Source organism: Ruegeria pomeroyi DSS-3 (assembly GCF_000011965.2).
In the GTDB taxonomy this organism is placed as follows: domain Bacteria; phylum Pseudomonadota; class Alphaproteobacteria; order Rhodobacterales; family Rhodobacteraceae; genus Ruegeria_B; species Ruegeria_B pomeroyi.
This window is the reverse complement of the sequence record NC_006569.1, coordinates 250,966-269,347: the sequence shown is the minus strand read 5'-3', so window position 1 is coordinate 269,347 and position 18,382 is coordinate 250,966. Positions and strand designations below refer to the sequence as shown.

16 protein-coding genes are annotated in these 18,382 nt (G+C 62.3%); 5 read left to right on the top strand and 11 right to left on the bottom strand.

What is annotated here, in order from left to right; all coding sequences use genetic code 11:
* Position 1: 1 nt before the first annotated feature.
* The 4 genes from SPO_RS21055 (at position 2) to SPO_RS21040 (ending at position 4,582) form a co-directional block, all read left to right on the top strand.
* On the top strand, positions 2 to 916 hold the full coding sequence (locus tag SPO_RS21055; RefSeq protein WP_011242023.1) for a dihydrodipicolinate synthase family protein: 915 nt from the start codon (positions 2 to 4) through the stop codon (positions 914 to 916).
* A 1-nt stretch (position 917) separates the two neighbouring features.
* On the top strand, positions 918 to 2,420 hold the full coding sequence (locus SPO_RS21050; RefSeq protein ID WP_011242022.1) for an aldehyde dehydrogenase (NADP(+)): 1,503 nt from the start codon (positions 918 to 920) through the stop codon (positions 2,418 to 2,420).
* Between the two features lie 103 nt (positions 2,421 to 2,523).
* Complete coding sequence (locus SPO_RS21045) at positions 2,524 to 3,528, top strand: LacI family DNA-binding transcriptional regulator (RefSeq protein ID WP_144084104.1); 1,005 nt, start codon at positions 2,524 to 2,526, stop codon at positions 3,526 to 3,528.
* 130 nt (positions 3,529 to 3,658) lie between these two features.
* Complete coding sequence (locus SPO_RS21040; RefSeq protein ID WP_011242020.1) at positions 3,659 to 4,582, top strand: SMP-30/gluconolactonase/LRE family protein; 924 nt, start codon at positions 3,659 to 3,661, stop codon at positions 4,580 to 4,582.
* A 221-nt stretch (positions 4,583 to 4,803) separates the two neighbouring features.
* Here the strand turns inward: SPO_RS21040 and SPO_RS21035 are convergent, their stop codons facing one another.
* The 10 genes from SPO_RS21035 to SPO_RS20990 form a co-directional block, all read right to left on the bottom strand.
* Positions 4,804 to 6,204: a TRAP transporter large permease gene (locus tag SPO_RS21035; RefSeq protein WP_011242019.1), complete on the bottom strand. Its 1,401-nt coding sequence runs from the start codon at positions 6,202 to 6,204 to the stop codon at positions 4,804 to 4,806.
* Positions 6,197 to 6,832 (bottom strand): TRAP transporter small permease subunit, encoded by a 636-nt coding sequence (locus SPO_RS21030; RefSeq protein WP_011242018.1) that lies wholly within the window; start codon positions 6,830 to 6,832, stop codon positions 6,197 to 6,199. Before SPO_RS21030 ends, SPO_RS21035 begins: the two co-directional genes overlap by 8 nt.
* A 74-nt stretch (positions 6,833 to 6,906) precedes the next feature.
* Positions 6,907 to 7,920 (bottom strand): C4-dicarboxylate TRAP transporter substrate-binding protein, encoded by a 1,014-nt coding sequence (locus SPO_RS21025; protein ID WP_011242017.1) that lies wholly within the window; start codon positions 7,918 to 7,920, stop codon positions 6,907 to 6,909.
* Positions 7,921 to 8,046: 126 nt separating this feature from the next.
* Complete coding sequence (locus SPO_RS21020) at positions 8,047 to 9,387, bottom strand: sigma-54-dependent transcriptional regulator (RefSeq protein WP_011242016.1); 1,341 nt, start codon at positions 9,385 to 9,387, stop codon at positions 8,047 to 8,049.
* A 5-nt stretch (positions 9,388 to 9,392) separates the two neighbouring features.
* Positions 9,393 to 11,114: a sensor histidine kinase gene (locus SPO_RS21015; RefSeq protein ID WP_011242015.1), complete on the bottom strand. Its 1,722-nt coding sequence runs from the start codon at positions 11,112 to 11,114 to the stop codon at positions 9,393 to 9,395.
* 211 nt (positions 11,115 to 11,325) lie between these two features.
* On the bottom strand, positions 11,326 to 12,312 hold the full coding sequence (speB, locus tag SPO_RS21010; protein WP_011242014.1) for an agmatinase: 987 nt from the start codon (positions 12,310 to 12,312) through the stop codon (positions 11,326 to 11,328).
* Positions 12,309 to 13,307, bottom strand: a complete 999-nt coding sequence (locus SPO_RS21005; protein WP_011242013.1) for an arginase family protein — start codon at positions 13,305 to 13,307, stop codon at positions 12,309 to 12,311. The genes speB and SPO_RS21005 overlap by 4 nt, the downstream gene beginning before the upstream one ends.
* Positions 13,308 to 13,361: 54 nt before the next feature.
* Positions 13,362 to 14,936 carry an ABC transporter permease gene (locus SPO_RS21000; protein ID WP_011242012.1) on the bottom strand — a complete coding sequence of 525 codons (1,575 nt, stop codon included), beginning with the start codon at positions 14,934 to 14,936 and terminating at the stop codon, positions 13,362 to 13,364.
* Entirely contained in the window at positions 14,933 to 15,985 is a 1,053-nt protein-coding gene (locus SPO_RS20995) for a quaternary amine ABC transporter ATP-binding protein (protein ID WP_011242011.1), read from the bottom strand. Before SPO_RS20995 ends, SPO_RS21000 begins: the two co-directional genes overlap by 4 nt.
* Positions 15,986 to 16,097: 112 nt before the next feature.
* Entirely contained in the window at positions 16,098 to 17,018 is a 921-nt protein-coding gene (locus tag SPO_RS20990) for a glycine betaine ABC transporter substrate-binding protein (RefSeq protein ID WP_230981816.1), read from the bottom strand.
* Positions 17,019 to 17,209: 191 nt separating this feature from the next.
* Here SPO_RS20990 and SPO_RS20985 point away from each other — a divergent pair, with 191 nt between their 5' ends.
* Positions 17,210 to 18,127, top strand: a complete 918-nt coding sequence (locus SPO_RS20985) for a LysR family transcriptional regulator (RefSeq protein WP_011242009.1) — start codon at positions 17,210 to 17,212, stop codon at positions 18,125 to 18,127.
* Between the two features lie 50 nt (positions 18,128 to 18,177).
* Here the strand turns inward: SPO_RS20985 and SPO_RS20980 are convergent, their stop codons facing one another.
* A complete protein-coding gene (locus SPO_RS20980) occupies positions 18,178 to 18,369 on the bottom strand; it encodes a hypothetical protein (RefSeq protein ID WP_011242008.1) in 192 nt (63 codons plus the stop codon).
* Between the last annotated feature and the right edge of the window lie 13 nt (positions 18,370 to 18,382).

Genomic DNA, 18,382 nt, shown 5'->3' with positions numbered 1-18,382 from the left:
CATGTCGACCAGATATACTGGCATATGGCCCGTTGCGCCGACGCCGTTCCACGATGACGGCTCGCTTGATCTCGACGGCATGAAGCGCGTTCTCGACTGCCTGATCGACCAGGGGGCCGACGGGATCTGCATTCTCGCCAACTTTTCGGAACAGTTCCTGATTTCGGATGCGGAACGCGAAACCCTGACACGCCTCTGCCTGGAACATGTTGCGGGCCGGGTGCCGATGATCGTTACCATCAGCCACTTTGCCACGCAGATCGCCGTGGAACGGGCCAGGTTCGCCAAAGGTCTTGGCGCGGACATCGTGATGATGATGCCGCCCTATCACGGCGCCCTGTTGAAGGGCACCGCTCAGCAGACATTCGACCAGTTCAAGGCAGTGGGCGAGGTCGGCATTCCGATCATGGTGCAGGACGCCCCCCTGTCGGGCGTCGATCTGCCGGTACCCCTGCTGGTCAGGATGGCGCAGGAAATCGACATGGTGCGGCTTTTCAAGATCGAATGCCCGCGTGCGGCCAACAAGCTGCGCGCCCTGATCGAGCAAGGCGGGGCCGCCATCGAGGCACCTTTTGACGGTGAAGAAGCCATCACGCTTCTGGCCGATCTGGATGCGGGCGCGACGGGGTCGATGACCTCGGGCATGATCGTTGATCAGATCAAGCCGGTGCTCACCCACTATCATGCCGGTCGCCTGGATGAAGCGACGGCAGCCTATGGCCGGGTCGCCATGGCCATCAATCATGAAAACCGCCAATGCGGATGGCAGAGCTGCAAGGCGGCCATGGTCGAGGGCGGGGTCATTCGATCCGATTTCTGTCGCCACCCGATCGACCCCCTGCACCCGGCGATCCGGGCCCGGCTAATCGACCTTTTGAGACCTCTGGACCCGCTGGTCCTGAACTGGGGAAAATAGAATGATAAATGGAAAGAACCTGATTGACGGCGTTTGGGTCGGATCGGACAACGTGGCGCATTCCGCCGATCTGGCGGGGCAGAGCTTTGCCCTGGCGACCAAGGCCCAGGTGAACGCGGCCTGCCAGGCCGCGCGCCGCGATTTTCGCGCCTATAGCAAAACTGCCCGGGGCGAGCGGGCGGCCTTTCTCCGCGCGATTGCGGAAGAGATAGACAAGCTTGGGGACGAGATCACCCGCACCGGTATGGCGGAAACGGGCCTGCCCGAGATGCGCCTCATCGGTGAACGCGGCCGGACAACAGGCCAGTTGCGGATGTTTGCCGACCTGATCGAAGGGACCGACTATCTTGATATTCGCAAGGATGGCGCCTTGCCGGATCGCGCACCACTGCCACGCCCGGATTTGCGCCTGACGCACAAGGCCATCGGGCCGGTCGTGGTCTTCGGGGCCTCGAACTTTCCCCTGGCCTTCTCGACGGCGGGCGGTGACACGGCCTCGGCCCTGGCGGCGGGCTGCCCGGTCATTGTCAAGGGCCATAGCGCCCATGCAGGAACCGCCGATCTGGTTGCGCAGGCGATCGAGACGGCAATTCTTGCCTGCAACATGCCCAAGGCAACCTTTCAGATGCTGCAAGGCTCCGGCCGCGAAGTTGGCTCGGCGCTGGTTCAGCATCCCGAGATCACGGCCGTCGGGTTTACCGGCTCACTCGCCGGCGGTCGGGAGCTCTATGATCAGTGCCACGCACGTCCCCATCCGATCCCCTTCTATGGTGAATTGGGTTCGGTGAACCCGATGTTCTGCCTGCCGGCAGCCATGGACGCCCGCGCCGCAGAAATCGGTGCAGGCTGGGCCGCGTCCCTGACCATGGGGGCGGGACAGTTCTGTACCAACCCCGGCATCGCGGTCATGGTCAAGGGCGATCCGGCTGACGCTCTTGAGGCTGCCTGTGTCGATGCGCTGCGCAAGACGCCGGAACAAAAGATGCTGACTGACGGCATCCACAAAGCCTTTGAGAGTGGCGTCAAGGGAGTGTCCGGCCTGATAGAAGAAGTGGCTGGCTGTGGAACAGCAAAGGCGGCCCGGTCCGGCTTGCCTGCGCTGTTCAAGGTGACAGCAAGGGCATGGATGGCGAACCCGATCCTGCAACAGGAGATCTTTGGCTCTGCCGGGATCATAGTCCTGTGCGACGATGTTGCGGAAATGGTGGAACTGGCCGAAATCCTGGAAGGCCAGTTGACCGTAACGCTTCACCTGGATGACGCGGATGCTGATCTGGCCGCGGTGCTCATGCCAATTGTCGAAGAGAAGGCCGGGCGCATTCTGGCAAATGGTTTTGCAACGGGTGTCGAAGTCTGTTCGTCCATGATGCATGGTGGCCCATATCCGGCCAGCACAGATGTACGTGCGACCTCGGTCGGTACATTGGCAATTGCGCGTTGGCTGCGTCCGGTTAGCTACCAGAACATCCCGAGCGCGCTGCTGCCTTCGGAACTCAGAGAGTAACAAGCAAGATTGTGACCGGGTTTGGGCTGCTTTAGTCTCTGAGCGAAACAGAGAAGAACAGCGAGCGATGGACAGCAGGAAACCCGGTCACAGACCCGTCACGATGCGCGATGTCGCCAAGGCGGCGGGTGTATCCAGAATGACGGTCAGCCGTGCTTTGAAGAAGGACAGCCCGATTTCTTCCGAGACGCGGGAGCGCATCCTGAAGGTTGTCAAGGACATGAACTATGTCCCGGATCAAGTCGCGGGCTCATTGACAACAAAAAGGTCAGGGTTTGTCGGCCTCTTGTTGCCCTCGCTGAACAACCTGCACTTTGCGCAGACAGCGCAATCCCTGACCGATGTACTTGAACAGGGCGGACTGCAATTGCTCCTGGGCTATACCGCCTATTCACCCGAGCGAGAGGAGCAGCTTGTCGAAACCATGCTACGGCGCCGTCCCGAGGCGATGGTTCTATCTTATGACGGTCACACCGAACAGACCATCCGGTTGCTGCAACGCGCCTCGATCCCCATTGTTGAGATCTGGGAGAAACCGGCCCATCCGATCGGCCACACCGTCGGCTTCTCCAACGAACGTGCCGCCTATGACATGACGAACGCGCTGTTGGCACGGGGCTTTCGCAAGATCGTTTTCCTGGGCGAAAAGGATGATGACTGGACCCGAGGAGCCGCCAGGCGGGCCGGTTTCAAGCGCGCTATGCGCGAGGCCGGTCTGAACCCCGACCAAGAGATCCGTCTTGGCGCACCGCCCTTGTCGATCGAAGATGGTGTCGCCGCGGCAGAGCTTATCCTGCAGGAATACCCCGATACGGATTGCATATTCTGTGTCTCTGACATGCCTGCATTTGGCCTGTTGAGTCGGCTGAAAAGCATCGGGGTCGCCGTACCCGAACAGGTCTCTGTGGTCGGTTTCGGCAATTTCGAGGTCTCCCGTTTTGCCTCGCCCGAGATCAGCACCGTGCGGGTCGATCCCATTGCGATCGGTCGTGAAACCGGCTCGCTGATCCTTCGTCTCCTGGACCCGAAACAGAGATCTCCCCAGACGGCCCAACATATCACATTACCGCCCGTGCTAGAGTTTCGCCCGAGTCTGAAGAACCTCTGAAAAAAAATATCCCGAATGCCCGAAAGATATGGGTCCGAGCTCTATTGTGACCGGTCACAAAGTTGGTAAGATGCCCCCAACCAACGCTTGAACAAGCGAACCCTGTAATGCCAGAGGAGGACAGTTTTCCATGTTTGGAGTCTTGGAAGGCACCGGTTTTGAGACCATCGAACTTGAGTTCAACGCCTGTTTCATCGGTCATGCCCGGGTCGAGCGGCTCTGGACCGGCGCGCGATGGTCAGAAGGGCCTGCATGGTTCCCGGCTGGCCGCTATCTGATCTGGTCGGATATCCCGAACAATCGGATCATGCGCTGGGATGAAACCGATGGATCGGTGTCCGAGTTCCGGCGCCCGTCAAACAACAGCAACGGCAATACCGTGGATGGCCAGGGCAGGCTGGTTTCCTGCGAACATCTTGCCCGACGGGTCACGCGCACGGAACATGACGGCGAGATCACCGTCATTGCCGAGGCAGTGGCAGGCAAGCGGCTAAACTCGCCAAATGATGTCGTAGTGAAATCCGATGGCTCCATCTGGTTCACCGATCCCGCCTACGGGATCATGATGGACTACGAAGGCGACCGCGCCGAGAGCGAGATCGGGGCCTGCCATGTCTACCGCTGGGATCCGGAAACCTTGCGGGTCACCGCCGTGGCCACAGATTTCGTCAAGCCGAACGGGTTGGCCTTTTCCGCTGACGAAAAATCGCTCTTTGTCTCCGATACCGGGGGCACCCACCAGGAAGGCGGGCCGGCCCACATCCGCAAACTCACGCTTATGCCTGACGGCAAAGGGGTCTCGGGTGGCGAGGTGTTTGCCGAATGCAGCAATGGATTTTTCGATGGCTTCCGGCTCGACCGCGACGGCCGTATCTGGAGCTCTGCTGCCGATGGCGTGCACTGCCTGAACCCCGAAGGCAGGCTGATCGGCAAGATCCACATACCCGAGATCGTAGGTAACCTTTGCTTTGGCGGCGCCAAACTGAACCGCCTATTCATCGCGGCGACCAGCTCTCTCTACGCGGTCTATCTGAATGTGAACGGTCTGAAGTAGCGACTCGAGCCGCGATTGGCGAGGCGTCGCGACGCGCCCGCCTATGTGCAAAGCGTCAACGGATCACCCAAAACGTCCATCGCAAGATCAGTTTGCGCCTGACCGACCCGGGCCGGAAGCGCTTGGTGCAGAGCTGGCCTGCGCGAGGGGTGGTTTCCTTCCCACCCCTCGCGCAAGCCAGCCGATTGCATCTGTTGCACCGTGTGTGAACCCGCCGAGGGTCAGACTTGCCCCGGCAGCCATAGGACGATTTGCGGGAAGGCGACGAGGAGGGCGATGGTTACGGCGTCGGCGACGAAGAAGGGCATCACGCCGCGGAACACGTCCTGTACGCTGAGATCCGGGCGCACGCCGGCCACGACGAAGCAGTTGAGCCCGATCGGCGGGGTGATCAGGCAGAACTCGGCCATTTTCACCACCAGGATGCCGAACCAGATCGCGCACATCGGGCCCGACATGCCGAATGCGCTGTCGGCGGCGCTGACCGCCTCGCCGCCGTTCAGCGCCATCACCGCCGGATAGACCACCGGCAGGGTCAACAGCAGCATGCCGATCGCATCCATGAACATGCCCAGCACCGCATAGGCCAACAGGATGCAGACCAGGATCAGCATCGGCGACATCTGCAGGCTGGTGATCCAGTCCGAGAAGGCGCCGGGCAGGTCGGCAAAGCCCAGGAAGCGCACATAGATCAGCACCCCCCAGATGATGGTGAAGATCATCACCGTCAGCTTGGCCGTCTCCAGCAGCGCGCTCTTGAACTCGGCCCATTTCATGCCCCTGAACACCGCCATGCAGAACACCACGAAGGCCCCCAGCGCGCCGCCCTCGGTGGGCGTACCCCAGGCATCGCCGCCAAAGGGGTTGTAGACAAAGGAGATGATGATCACGACCACGAACACGATGGGCAGCGCGCCCGGCAGCGATGCGAACCGCTGCCGCCAGGTGAAGCCGGTCACCGGCGGGCCCACCGATTTGAACACCACCGCGATGCCCACGATCAGCGCCACATAGATCACCGCGCTGAAGGCGCCGGGCACAAAGCCCGCCAGCAACAGCTTGCCCACATCCTGTTCCACGATGATCGCATAGATCACCAGGATCGCCGAGGGCGGGATCAGCGAGGCCAGCGTGCCCGCCGCCGCCACCACGCCGGCCGCAAAGCGCTTGTTATAGCCGATCGCCAGCATCTCGGGGATGGCGATGCGGGCAAACACCGCCGAGGTCGCCACCGATGCCCCGGACACCGCGGCAAAGCCCGCGGTGGCAAACACCGTCGACACCGCCAGCCCGCCCGGCACCCAGGCCATCCAGCGCTTGGCCGCCTCGAACAGCGCCCGCGTCAGCCCGGCGTAATAGGCCAGGTATCCGATCAGGATGAAGGTCGGGATCAGGCTCAGCGCCTGGCTCGACACCTTGGAATGAGGCACCTGCCCGGCGGTCTTGACCGCCACCGTCAGCGCCTTGCCAAAGCGGTCGGGGTCATAGCCGAACTTGGCCCAGAAGATCCAGACCAGCCCCACCAACCCCGCCAGCGCGGCGGCAAAGGCCACCCGCATGCCGGTCAGGACCAGAACCAGAAGGCCGCCGGTGACCCAGAGGCCGATATCGATACTATCCATTGTCATGCCCCGCCAATTGTTCCGCCTCGGCCGCCGCCTGGGCGGCCACGTCCTGGATCAGCGGCACCGCCACCGGCGCCTCGAGCCCCAGCACAAAGGCCCGCCCATAGCCCCAGACCTGCAGGCCCAGACGCAGGCACAGCACCGAAAACGCCACCGGCGCCAACAGCTTGGACGGCCAGAGCGGGATGCCGATATCGATCGAGCTGTCGCGGCTCCACAGCGGCGCCCCCATATCAAAGGCCCGCAGGAAATGCGCCCAGCTGCCCCAGACCAGGAGCATCATCAAGCCCAGGATCAGCAGCACCGAGATCAGCTCGAACAGCCACAGCGCCCGCCCCTTGAGCTGCCCGATGACCAGGTCCATCCGGATATGGCCGCCCTCGCGCTGCACAAAGGCGATCCCCATGAAGGCGATCAGCGGCATCGCCTGCTCGATCCAGTCCACATAGCCCGGCAGCGGCGCGTTCATCGCGTTGCGGCCGCCCACCGAGACCACCGCCAGCAGCATCAGCGAAAACACCGCCAGCCCGCTGATCAGCGCCAGACCCCGTTCCAGCCGCAACAGCGCCCGGTCCAGCCGGCTCAGCGCGCTGCCGTCCTGCAATACTGATGCATGCCCTGCCATGGCAAAGCCTCCCTAGATTCCGGATCGCAAAGATGAAACGGGCCGGACGACAGCGCCCGGCCCCTGTCGCGGCCTCAGCTGCCGCGCGCCGCCTTCAGCGTCGCATGCACCAGGTCCAGCAGCTCCTGCCCCGGCAGGCCCTGCGCAGTCATGTCCTCGACCCATTTGGCGCTGATCGGGCCGGCCACCTTGGCGCGGAACTCTTCTAGCACCGCGTCCGAGATCATCACCTTCTCAACGCCCTTCTCGGCCAGCACATCGTCCCACTTCTTCAGCAGGGCGCCGTAATTGGTCAGGTAATGGGCAATCGCCTCGTCCACCGAACTGTCCAGCGCCGCGCGCTCGTCATCGCTCAGCGCCTCATAGGCGTCGATATTGACCACCACCGGGCAGTTCACCGTGCCCGGGTTCAGGTTGGCGGTCCACCAGTCGGCCTTGTTGATGGTGCCAAAGCTCAGATGCGCGTGCTGGGCAAAGGCCACCGTGTCCACAACACCCGATTCCATCGCGTTATAGGCCTCGGTCGCCGGCACCGAGGTCGGCACCCCGCCCACCGCCGAGAAGGCCGCGCCCAGACCGCCGGTGGCGCGCACCCGCATGCCCTCGAACTCGGCCAGCTCGTCGCGCGGCGCGCCGGTGCCCACCAGGTTGTACTGCGGCATCGGCGAGGTCATCAGCAGCCTGGCGTTCCACTGCGCCATCTCCTGCTGCGCCGCCGGATGGGCATAGACCGCGTTCGAGACCGCCACTTCCTCGGCCAGCGTGTTCACCCCCAGAAACGGAAGCTCCAGCACCGTGATCGCCCGGTTCTTGTCCGCATGATAGCCCGCACAGAACTGCGCCATCTCAAACGCCCCGATCGAGATCCCGTCCAGGTTCTCCTTCGGCTTGGACAGGCCGCCATAGCTCACATTGATGGTGAACGCGCCCCCCGTCTTCTCGCTCACCAGCTCCGCAAGCTTCTCGACATGCTCCGTAAACGCACGACGCTTACCCCAAACCGACACATTCCATTCAGTGGCTCCAGCCTCCCCCACAAACGATACCGTCAGCGCGGCAATGGCCACCCCCTTCAAAGTGTTTTGCATAAGGCTCCTCCCAGAGTTTGCGAATTTGATTGCACTCTCAGTATCGTGAGCCCTTTCAAAGCTGCCTATGAAGGAAATCGCGTGGGCGAAACCAACCGGCCTGCGGATTTCCGCAGGGCAGGGCGGTCAGAGCAACGCGCCCTTGTCGAGCCCGAGCTTGACGATCTTTTCGTTCAGTGTCCGCCGACCGATCCCCAAGGCTTCGGCGGCGGCATCCATGCGGCCTTCATGCGCCTGGATCGCCTTGCTGATCAACTCGCGCTCGAAGACGGCAACCGCCTCGCGCAGGGTGCCGGGAACGTCGTCAAGCTGCTGATCGGCGGCGATGGCCCTTGCCATGGACCCACCTCCGCGCCGCGCGGCCAGCACCCGGCGTTCGCACACGTTGCGCAATTCGCGCACATTGCCGGGCCAGTCATGGGCCAGAAGCGCCGCCATATCGTCTTGCGACATCTTCGGCACCGCCAATTCGTAGACATGGGCGTAATGTTCCAGGAAATGCCGGGCCAGCAGCATCAGGTCGTCGCGCCGATGCCGCAGGGACGGAAGACCAAGAACAACGGTGTTGATGCGAAACAGCAGATCTTGGCGCAACCGTCCCGCGCTCACGGCGTCCTGGACATCCTCGCTGGTGGCGGAAATGACCCGGAACTCGGCTTTGATTGCGCTCGATGCACCGACCGGCAGAATTTGCTTGTCCTCGAGAACGCGCAACAGCTTGGCCTGCACCGCAGCGGGGCAGGAGCAGATTTCGTCCAGAAACAAGGTTCCGCCCGAGGCCTTGGCCAACCGTCCTTCACTTTGTCCCGCGATCCCGAACATTTCGGTTTCGAACGTGTCCTGCGACAGCGCCGCGCAGTTGAGCGCCAGAAATGGCGCCTGACCATCGCCGCCTAGATCATGCAGCGCATGGGCCACCAACTCTTTGCCGGTGCCGGTTTCGCCGGTGATCAGCACCGTCGCGCGGGTGCCGGCGAGGTCCAGAATATCCTGCCGCAGCGAGACGATCTCTGCGGTTTGCCCCAGCAGGATGCGGTCGAGGCCGGATAGGCGGATCAGACGTTCCTTCAGCCGGGAATTGTCCTGCTGCATCCGGTTCTGTTCCGCCGCATGGGTCAGAATGCTCAGCAAACGGCGCGGCTCGTAAGGTTTCTCGACGAAACTATAGGCCCCGTCCCGCATCGCCTGAACCGCCATGGGAATGTCCCCATGGGCCGAGATCAGCACCAGCGGCGGCGCGCTGGCGTGGTCCAGGCTCGACAACAGTTCCAGCCCCGTCATGCCGGGCATGCGTATGTCGGACAGGATCACATCCGGCGGGTTGTCGTCCAACTTGGCGGCCACCAATGTGGCGCGTGCAATCGCCTCGACCTGCCAGCCAGCCGCCTCAAGCAGGTCGACCAGCGACAACCGCATGGATTTGTCATCGTCGATGACCAGAATGCTGTAGGGGCGTCTTTCTTCCACGCTTTCTATCCATCCTCTGACGCAGTGAGGGGGAAGGTGACCCGAAAGACAGCCCCGCCGGTGTCGCTGTCGCAGGCCGACATCTTGCCATCATGGTCTTTCACGATACTCGCCGAAATCGCAAGACCCAGCCCCATGCCGCGCCCGCTTTCGCGGGTGGTCACAAACGGCTCCTGCAAATCGGCCAAGGTGGCAGTGCCCAGACCATGCCCGTTGTCCTTGATCTCTACCCAGGCGTCATCGCTGTCTGTACCGGCGCGGATCCGGATCATCGGGTCGGTGCTGTCTTCGGTCGCATCAATCGCGTTGCGCAGAAGATTGGTCATGACCTGCTCGATGCGGAGCCGAATGCCGCGGATATGCACAGGGGTGTCCGGAAGATCGAGGCGAACACCGGTTCCGGACTGTTCCAGATTGGGCGCGACCAGGTCGAGCGATACCCGAATGGCGTCGCGCAGGTCGATTGCGGTGAACTCCTCGGTTGTCGAGCTTGCAAAGAACTTGAGCTGGCGGGTGATGCCCTCCATCCGCTCGACAAGACCGGCGATGTTTGCCGCCAATCTGGTCTGCGCGCCGCCAGCCATCTCGGTCGCGACAAGATGATTGCGCATGGCCGCGATGGGTTGGCCCAACTCATGGGTGACCGAGGCCGCCAGCCGGCCAAGCGCGGCCAGCCTGCTGGCGCGTTCCAACTCACTCTGGGTTCGCTTGAGGCGGCGTTCGGCGGTCATGCGTTCCTGTATTTCCTTCGCCAACTGTTCGTTGGCCAGGCGCAGTTCGGCCTCCTCGCGCGCCGAGCGCCGCAATTCGGCATCGACGCGGCGGGCGCGCTGAATCTGAAAGGCGATAAATCCGATCGCCGCAAGAATGACGACAAGCGCCGTCACCAGCCAGGAACGGGTAAGGGCCTGATCATCGCTGGCAAAGAAATGCAGCTCCCAGCCATGGGGCAAATCGCTGCCCACCAGGTGCAGACGCTCGGACCCGGCAATCCGGGCCCGCCGGTCCGGCAGGACCGCCCAGTCCAGCGGGTCGAGTTCCTGGCCCGAGAACTGTCGCGCGGCCTTGATCTCTTGCCGGCGCATGTCCGAAAGCGGCGACAGGGTCTTGTACCGCCATGCGGGATCGGACGCGAGCAGGACAACGCCGTCCTGATTGGCCAGAAAAACCTGTTCACCAGAGCCCAGCCAGCTTTCTTCCAGCTTGGTCAGACTGATCTTGATCGCGATCACGCCCGCAGGTGTTTCGGGATCGCCATGGACCGCGTCGGCGATAAAATAGCCCGGCAGACCCGTGGTTGCGCCTATGGCGTAGAACCGCCCCTGTTGCCCGGCCAGCGCGTCCTGAAAATACGGCCGAAAGGCATAGTTCTGCCCGACAAAGCTGCCCGGTTCACGATGATTGGACGCGGCGATGGTAAAGCCATCGGGCTTGATCAGATAAATGGCGTCCAGCCCCGCCTGCTTGGCGAATGCCTCCAACCGAATATTGAGATCCCTGCGCGCCCCGCCATTTGCCGTCTCGATCACCACGGGATCACGCGCCAGCACATAGGTCAGATGCGAGAACCGCTCCAGCTCGCCCGAAACCGAGGTCTGATAAAGCGAAAGCCGACCGCGCGCTTTCGTGCGTTCCTCGGATTGGAAATACCCATAGGAAACCTTGAAAACGCTGATCGCGACGACAGCCGTCGCAATCGTCGGGAATACAAAGGATCGCAACCGCATGGAATTCGATTGGCCAGAATCCAACGAGAAGGCAAGCGTTTTGTCTCCTACAGCCGCGTATCGTTGAGGGTGCAGACGCATCTGGCCTCTGTCCGGGTGCAGTTCTGTCGCGCCCGGTCATGCCCCCATCCTTCAAGGTCCAGGTTGTGAAAGCACGAGACAGCGCGCTCAGGACTCAAGCAGGACGGGGGCACATTTTGCCGTGACGAGATCAGGCATCCCGCGCGCGCGCAGAGATGGCCTTGGCACAGACGCAGAGCATCTCGAACAGGATCGACGCACCCAGCCAGGCGGTGTTTCCCTGCGCGTCAAACGGCGGCGAGACCTCAACGAGATCCGCACCGATCAGCGTCAGCCCTGACAATTCGCGCACCACCTGCAAGGCCTGAAAACTGTTCGGCCCGCCGACCTCGGGCGTTCCGGTTCCGGGGGCATAGGCCGGATCGACGAAATCGATGTCAAAGGTGCAATAGGTTGGCTTGTCCCCGACGATGTCGCGCGCCTCGGCCATGACATCGGCCACGCCCCGGTCAAAGAATTCCTCGATCCTGATGATCCGGACGCCCTGCGCCTCGCCCCATTCCACGTCCTCGGTATTGTAGGCGGTGCCGCGAATGCCGATCTGCACCATGCGCCTGGGGTCGACCAGGCCCTCTTCGATGGCACGCCGGAACGGGGTGCCATGAGTGTATTTGTTGCCGCCGAAGTAGCTGTCGAACAGATCGGTGTGACTGTCGAACTGGATCAGACCGACCGGCGCGTCACTGGCCAGCCCGCGCAGCACCGGCAAGGTCGTAAGGTGATCGCCGCCAGCGGTGACGGGAAGGATGCCGCTGGATTTCAGGCCGGCATAAAACCGGGAAATCCGGTCCATGCAGTCCATGATGTCGATCGGGTTGGGGGCCACGTCGCCCAGATCGGCGCAATTGACCAGTGCAAAGGGATTGACCCCGGTCGCCGGGTTGCCCGCCCTGATCATGGTGGAGAGGTCGCGCAGCTGGCGCGGGCCATGGCGCGGGCCGGGGCGGTTCGTGGTGCCCGCATCCCAGGGCACACCGACAAGGCCAATCTGGACCTGATCGTAAGCCGCATGGTCGGGCGTCACATGCGGCAGGCGCATGAATGTCGGCACCCCGGCAAAGCGCGGCAGATCCATCCCCGAGACCGGCTGAAAGAACTCCGTATCCTTCTGGCTCATGTGCCTGCTCCCCTGGCTTGATTGGCAATGTTTTCGGCCACCATCGAGATCATCTCGAACATGACAGCCCCGGCGGTCAGGGCGGTGATCTGATTCGGACTGTCCTTGGTCGGCATCATACAGACGATATCGCCGCCAATGATGTTGAGCCCACGCACCGCGTTCAGCAGGCCGATGGCCTCATCGATGTCGAAACCGCGTTCGCCGGCCTCGATGTTGGACACCCCCGGTGCGATGGTCGGGTCCAGGCAATCCAGATCGAAGGTGATATAGACAGGCCGCCCGGCCAGCACCTCGCCGATTTGCGCCACCACATCGGCAAGCCCGCGCTGGCGGAACTCTTTCATGGTCACCACATTGTAGCCGTAGTCATAAGAGGGTTGCAGCCAGTCCAGCGTCCGGGCATGGCCCCGCAGCCCGATCTGCATCGAATGGCCGGGGTCCACCTTGCCCTGATCCGCCAGATAGGCACCCCAATGGGCGGCGGATTTCCGGGCGCCCAGAAAGTGGTCCACCTTGGTGAACACATCCGTGTGCGCATCGAGGTGCAGAAGACAGACGGGTTGCCCCCTGGTGATGGCACCACATCCCAGCGCCTGAATGATGCCGCCGGTGATCGAATGGTCGCCCCCGACCGAGATCGGCCGCGCGCCTGCCGCGTCGATCTCGCGGAAGAACCGGGTGATCTGTTCGATGCAGTCTTCGTTGTCATTGGCCCTGGGAAAGGGCACATCGCCAAGATCGGCGATCTTGGCCGCCGACCACGGGTCGAGCCCGAAACCGCCATGCATGCGCCGCTGCATCGAGGAGACGTTACGCAAGGCGCGGGGACCCAGATGCTGGTCACGCTCGGTGGTGCCGTTGCCCGTGGAATGGGGCACCCCGACCAGGGCGATATCCTGACCGGCGGGCGGCAGGTTGGGGCAACGGAAAAGGGTTGGAATGCCCCACCAGTACAGGTTCTCCATCATGGAATTCAGATGTGGGTCAGACATGGTGTCGCCTTTCACGAAAGCTGCGGTATCGGTCATTGGGATAGCGGTCGGCCGTCAGGCGCCGCCGACCCGCTTGCGGTAGATGCCCTGCGCAATCCGGTCGATCACCATGGCACAAAGCAGGATGGCAAGCCCGCCCAGCAGGCCCTGGCCCTTGGCCGCGTATTGCAGGGATTCCAGGATCAGCGCCCCCAGCCCGTCGGCCCCGATCAGCGAGGCGATAACCACCATCGAAAGAGACATCAGGATGGTCTGGTTGATGCCCGTCATGATCGAGGGCAGCGCCAGCGGCAATTCGACGTTGAACAGCAATTGCCAGGGCGAACAGCCAAAGGCGATCGCGGCCTCCTTGGTGGTTTCGGGCACGCCGCGCATCCCCAAGGCGGTCAGGCGAACCACGGGCGGCATGGCAAAGATCAGTGTCGCCAGAACGCCCGGCGGCTTGCCGGTTCCGAAAAAGGCGATGATCGGGATCAGATAGACAAAGGCCGGCATGGTCTGCATGAAATCCAGCACCGGCTCGGCAATCGCATAGGCGCGTCGGGACTTGCCGAACCAGATGCCAAAGGGCACGCCGATGAGGATGCACAGGATCGCGCCCGTACCGATCAGCGCCACCGTGATCATCGACAATTCCCACAACCCCATGAAGGCCAGATAGGCCAGCGAGGCGGCCGTGAAGATCGCGACGCGCAGGCCCGCCAGCCGGCTGGCCGCGACGACGATCACCAGCATGACCACCGGCCAGGGCGTTTGCAGCAACAGGATCTCCAACCCGTCCAGAAACCAGCGAATGCCCGCCGTGATGCCGTCGAACGCATCCGAGAAATTGTCAGCGGCCCAATCGAAGCCCGCGTCTCCCCGTTTCGAAAGCGCCGAGAAATACTCTTTTTCGACGGGAAAATGCGTCACCGGGATGGTGTCCCCGAACAGCCCGCCCGTCAGCCGGGCCAGAACCTGATCGGGATTGGTCACCGTAAAGCGCAGCAGGGTCAACGGAACGATCGCCAGTACCATGACCACCCCAAAGACGATGCTCGAGGTCCTGATCCCGGCCTGCTGGCTTTGCGGTTTCGCGCGCCATTTCAGATAATGCGCCTCATAGGCGATATTGGCGTAAAACCCTTCCAGCAGCTTCACCAGCAGCAAAAGCGCCAGTCCGATCAACAGGATCGACGTCGCCTCGGCAGCGGCCAGATCGGCCTGTTCCTGTGCACGGGCGGCGACCTTCTTGAGGTTCTCCGCAATCTTCAGCTTGGCCTCGGCACCTGCCGCGTCGCCAGCGGCCTGCAACTCTGCCGCCTGCGCCTCGCGCTTGGCGATATTCGCAAGCGCCCGGTCCAGTTTGGCCAGCTGTTGCGATCCAAGCTCTCCCCACAGACCCCGCCCGAGTTGGACCAGCGCAAACAGCTCCAGCACCAGGAACATCCAGAAAAAGCCCCAGACACCACGGGCCGCACCCCAGATCGGGCCAAACAGGGCCGCCATCGTATTCCATGACCAGGCAAATCCCGTGGTGTCCTGAATGCGCTTGAAGGCCGCCGAGTAATAGGCGCCGTTCTGACCCGCAAAATCGCCGACCGCCGTGCTGGGGGCGACAGGGCCGCCCTGCATTCCCATATCGCTCATGCCTTGCCCCCCTGAATACCCTTCAACAGTGTCGGCTTGTCGATCACCCCAACATCCGTGCCGTCATCCGCCGTGATCACGATCGGCTGTTCCGTGGCGGTCGAGACATCGATCAGGTGGTCAAGGTCGGTGGCATGCGAAACCCGGATGCTTGCATCCAGATTTTCCCAGTGCTTCGCCCGATACTGCGATATCGGCACCATGATCGAATGGGCGAAGACGAGCTTCAGCTTGGAAATCCCGTCCACGAAATCCCGCACGTAATCGTCTGCCGGTCTGGTCACGATCTCCTCGGGCGTGCCGATCTGGACGATCCGGCCGTCCTTCATGATGGCAATGCGAGTGCCGATACGGATCGCCTCGTCCAGATCATGGGTGATGAAAACGGTTGTCTTGCCCAGTTCCGCCGACAGCGCCATGAACTGGTCCTGCAGCTGCCGCCGAATGAGCGGGTCGAGCGCCGAGAACGGCTCGTCCATCAGCAACACATCGGGGTCCGAGGCCAGCGCGCGGGCCAGCCCGACCCGTTGCTGCATGCCGCCCGAAAGCTCGCGCGGGAACCGGTCCTCGTATCCCTGAAGATCGACCATCTCAAGGCAGCGCTGCGAGACCTCCCAACGGCGCGATTTCGGCTCGCCGCGCACCTGCAGAGGAAAGGCGACATTGTCGCGCACCGTGCGATGCGGCAACAGCGCCATATGCTGGAACACCATCCCCAGATTGGTGGCGCGCATCTTGCGCAGCTGGTCGGGCGACAGCGCCAGAACATCCTGGCCCAGCACCGTGATGGATCCGGCGGACGGCTCGATCAACCGGTTGATGTGGCGGACCATCGTGGACTTGCCCGACCCCGACAGACCCATCACGCAAAAGATCTCTCCCTTTTTCACCGAGAAGGAACAATTCGCGATGCCTACGACGCAGCCGAACTCGCCAAGCACCTCGGCCTTGCTCAGCCCTCGGGCCTGGATAGCGGCGATGGCGTCCTCGGCCTGCTCGCCAAAGACTTTCCACACTCGCTCCAAACGGATGACCTCGTCTGTGCCCATGGTGTTCGTCCTGTGTGTTCGTCCTGTTCGAAAAAAGGGCAAGTGTGGGATTTGTCAGCCCAACACTTGCCTTGGCCCCGCGACGTTCAGACACGCACAGAGCGGGAGATTTCTAGTTCAGCCAGCTGTCGACCTGATCTGCGTTCTCTTCGACCCAGTTTCGGGCAAAGGCTTCGGCGTCCATCCCGTCGACGATCAGGGCGTAAACCATGGCCGAAACCTGGTCGGATGTCAGATCCACTTTCGCCAGCACGGCGGCGGCGGCGGGGTCCATTTCGGCCTGATAATGGATGTGCAGATAAGCCTTGTCCCAGGCGACTGCGGCAGAGGAGTTTTCCAGCCAGTTGGGATCGTCTGTGGGCTGCGCCACCTTCCATTGCGCCGGATCATGCGGCGGCTCTTCCAGCAGGACCAGATCGTACAGCTGGAACATGTGGTGCGGCGTGTAGCAGAAGAAGGCGATGTTTGTGTCCTGATCGGTCGCGGCATCGACCTCGGCCAATGCCAGAGTCTCGTCCATTTCCTTGAGCGTCATGGTCTGATCGTAGCCATAGGATTTGGCGCGGATTTTCTCGACATTGGTCGAGGCCCACCCTGCCGCGCCGATCCAGATTTCGCCCAGCCCATCGCCATCTGAATCGAACTTGGCCGCCATGTCCGGATCGCTCAATTCGGACAGGGCCTTGATGCCGGTACGCTCGGCCGTGCCCCTGGTCACGCACATCGCTTGATCGGCCGCGATCCCGTTGGGGTTCATCGCAACCGTGCCCTTTTCTTTGACGAAGGTGTTGTGAAGGTTCGACTGGTTCGGCAGCCAGACCTCGGGGTGCACCTGCATGGCGCCCGCATCCATGGCCTCGAAAATGATCGGGTTGCTGCCGTTCTGCAGCTCGACCTCCAGGCCAAGATTGTCCTCAAGCACGATCTTCAGGACATGTGCCGTCGCGCGGACCGACGGCCAGTTGGGCACGCCGATCACGACATCGGCGGCAAACGCGCTGGTTCCCAGCGAGAGCATTACGGTCGTGGTCATCCATCTGGTCAGGTTTTCCATAGCTTCCTCCGAGGTGTATGTCGCTTTGATACGAAGCGATCCTTGGCCGGGCCGGGTGCGTGGCGGTGTGACCCGGGCGGCTTTCATGGGATGACTATGGACGCGTTACAGGTGTATTAAATTACAATGTTCAGGATTGAACTTGCATCATTATGCAAGGATGATGGCGCATGGTTGCGAAACAGATTTCAAAGGCCGACATCCACCTGCTGCGGGTGTTCTGCATCGTGGTCGACTCTCAGGGTTTTTCGAACGCTCAGGTCGCCCTGAACGTCGCCACCTCGACGATCTCACGTCAGATTTCCGAGCTTGAAACCCGGTTGGGTATGCGGTTGTGCGATCGCGGGCGTTCGGGCTTTCGCGTCACCGAGAAGGGCGAGACGGTCTATCAGGCGGCGCAAAAGCTGTTTGGCGCCCTTGGCGAATTTCAGGAAACGGTGGATGGCTCGCGCGGCCGGCTGTTCGGACATCTCGCCCTTGGCATCATCGAGAACTGGGCCTCGAACACTTCCGCGCCCATCGTGCAGGCGTTGTCGAGGTTCACCGATCTGGCGCCGGATGTGACGATTGAATTGCATTCGCTTGCCCCGGATGACATCGAATTTGCCGTGCTGGATGGAAGGGTACCGATCGGGATCGGCGTCTTTCACTCGCCAAAGCCCGGCATTCTATACACCAAGGTCTGCGAAGAGCGGGTCTGCCTCTATTGCGGCTCTGGCCACCCGTTGTTCCACATGACCAACCTGGAAGACGAAGAACGGGTCCTGCGCCAGGCCCAATTCGCCAAGCGGGCCTATCTGAACGAAGACGTCGTGGCCCCAAAGACGCGCAACCTGCCCTCGAATGCGACCGCGCACCAGATGGAGGCCATCGCCTTGCTGATCCTGACCGACAAGTATGTCGGGTATCTGCCGTCCTATTTTGCCGAAGAATGGGTCGCCAAGGGCCGCATGAAGATCGTTGCCGGCGGCTCGTTCGACCGCCCGGTAAGCGTCCAGACCGCGACACGCCGCGGCATGAAGCTGAATTCGGTCGGCAGAACCTTTTTGGATATCCTGACTGCCGAGGCCGTGAAACAGGGCGGCTGACCAGCCGCGCTCCAGATTGCGCTCGGGGGCAGGGTGCGCCCTGAGGGCGCTTAGCTCTCTGCCTCGTCCAGCAGGCGCCGCAACCAGCGCCCGGCCAGCCAGCTGGCCGGAATGCCCAGCGGCAGCGACCAGAGGAGCGCCGCCACCGGCCCCAAGGGCGTGCCCCCCAGCACGCGCAGCATCAGCGCCGCCATGAACAGGTTGATCGCCACGGTGGCCGTCACTGCCGGCCACAGCAGCAACGCCAGCTTCCAG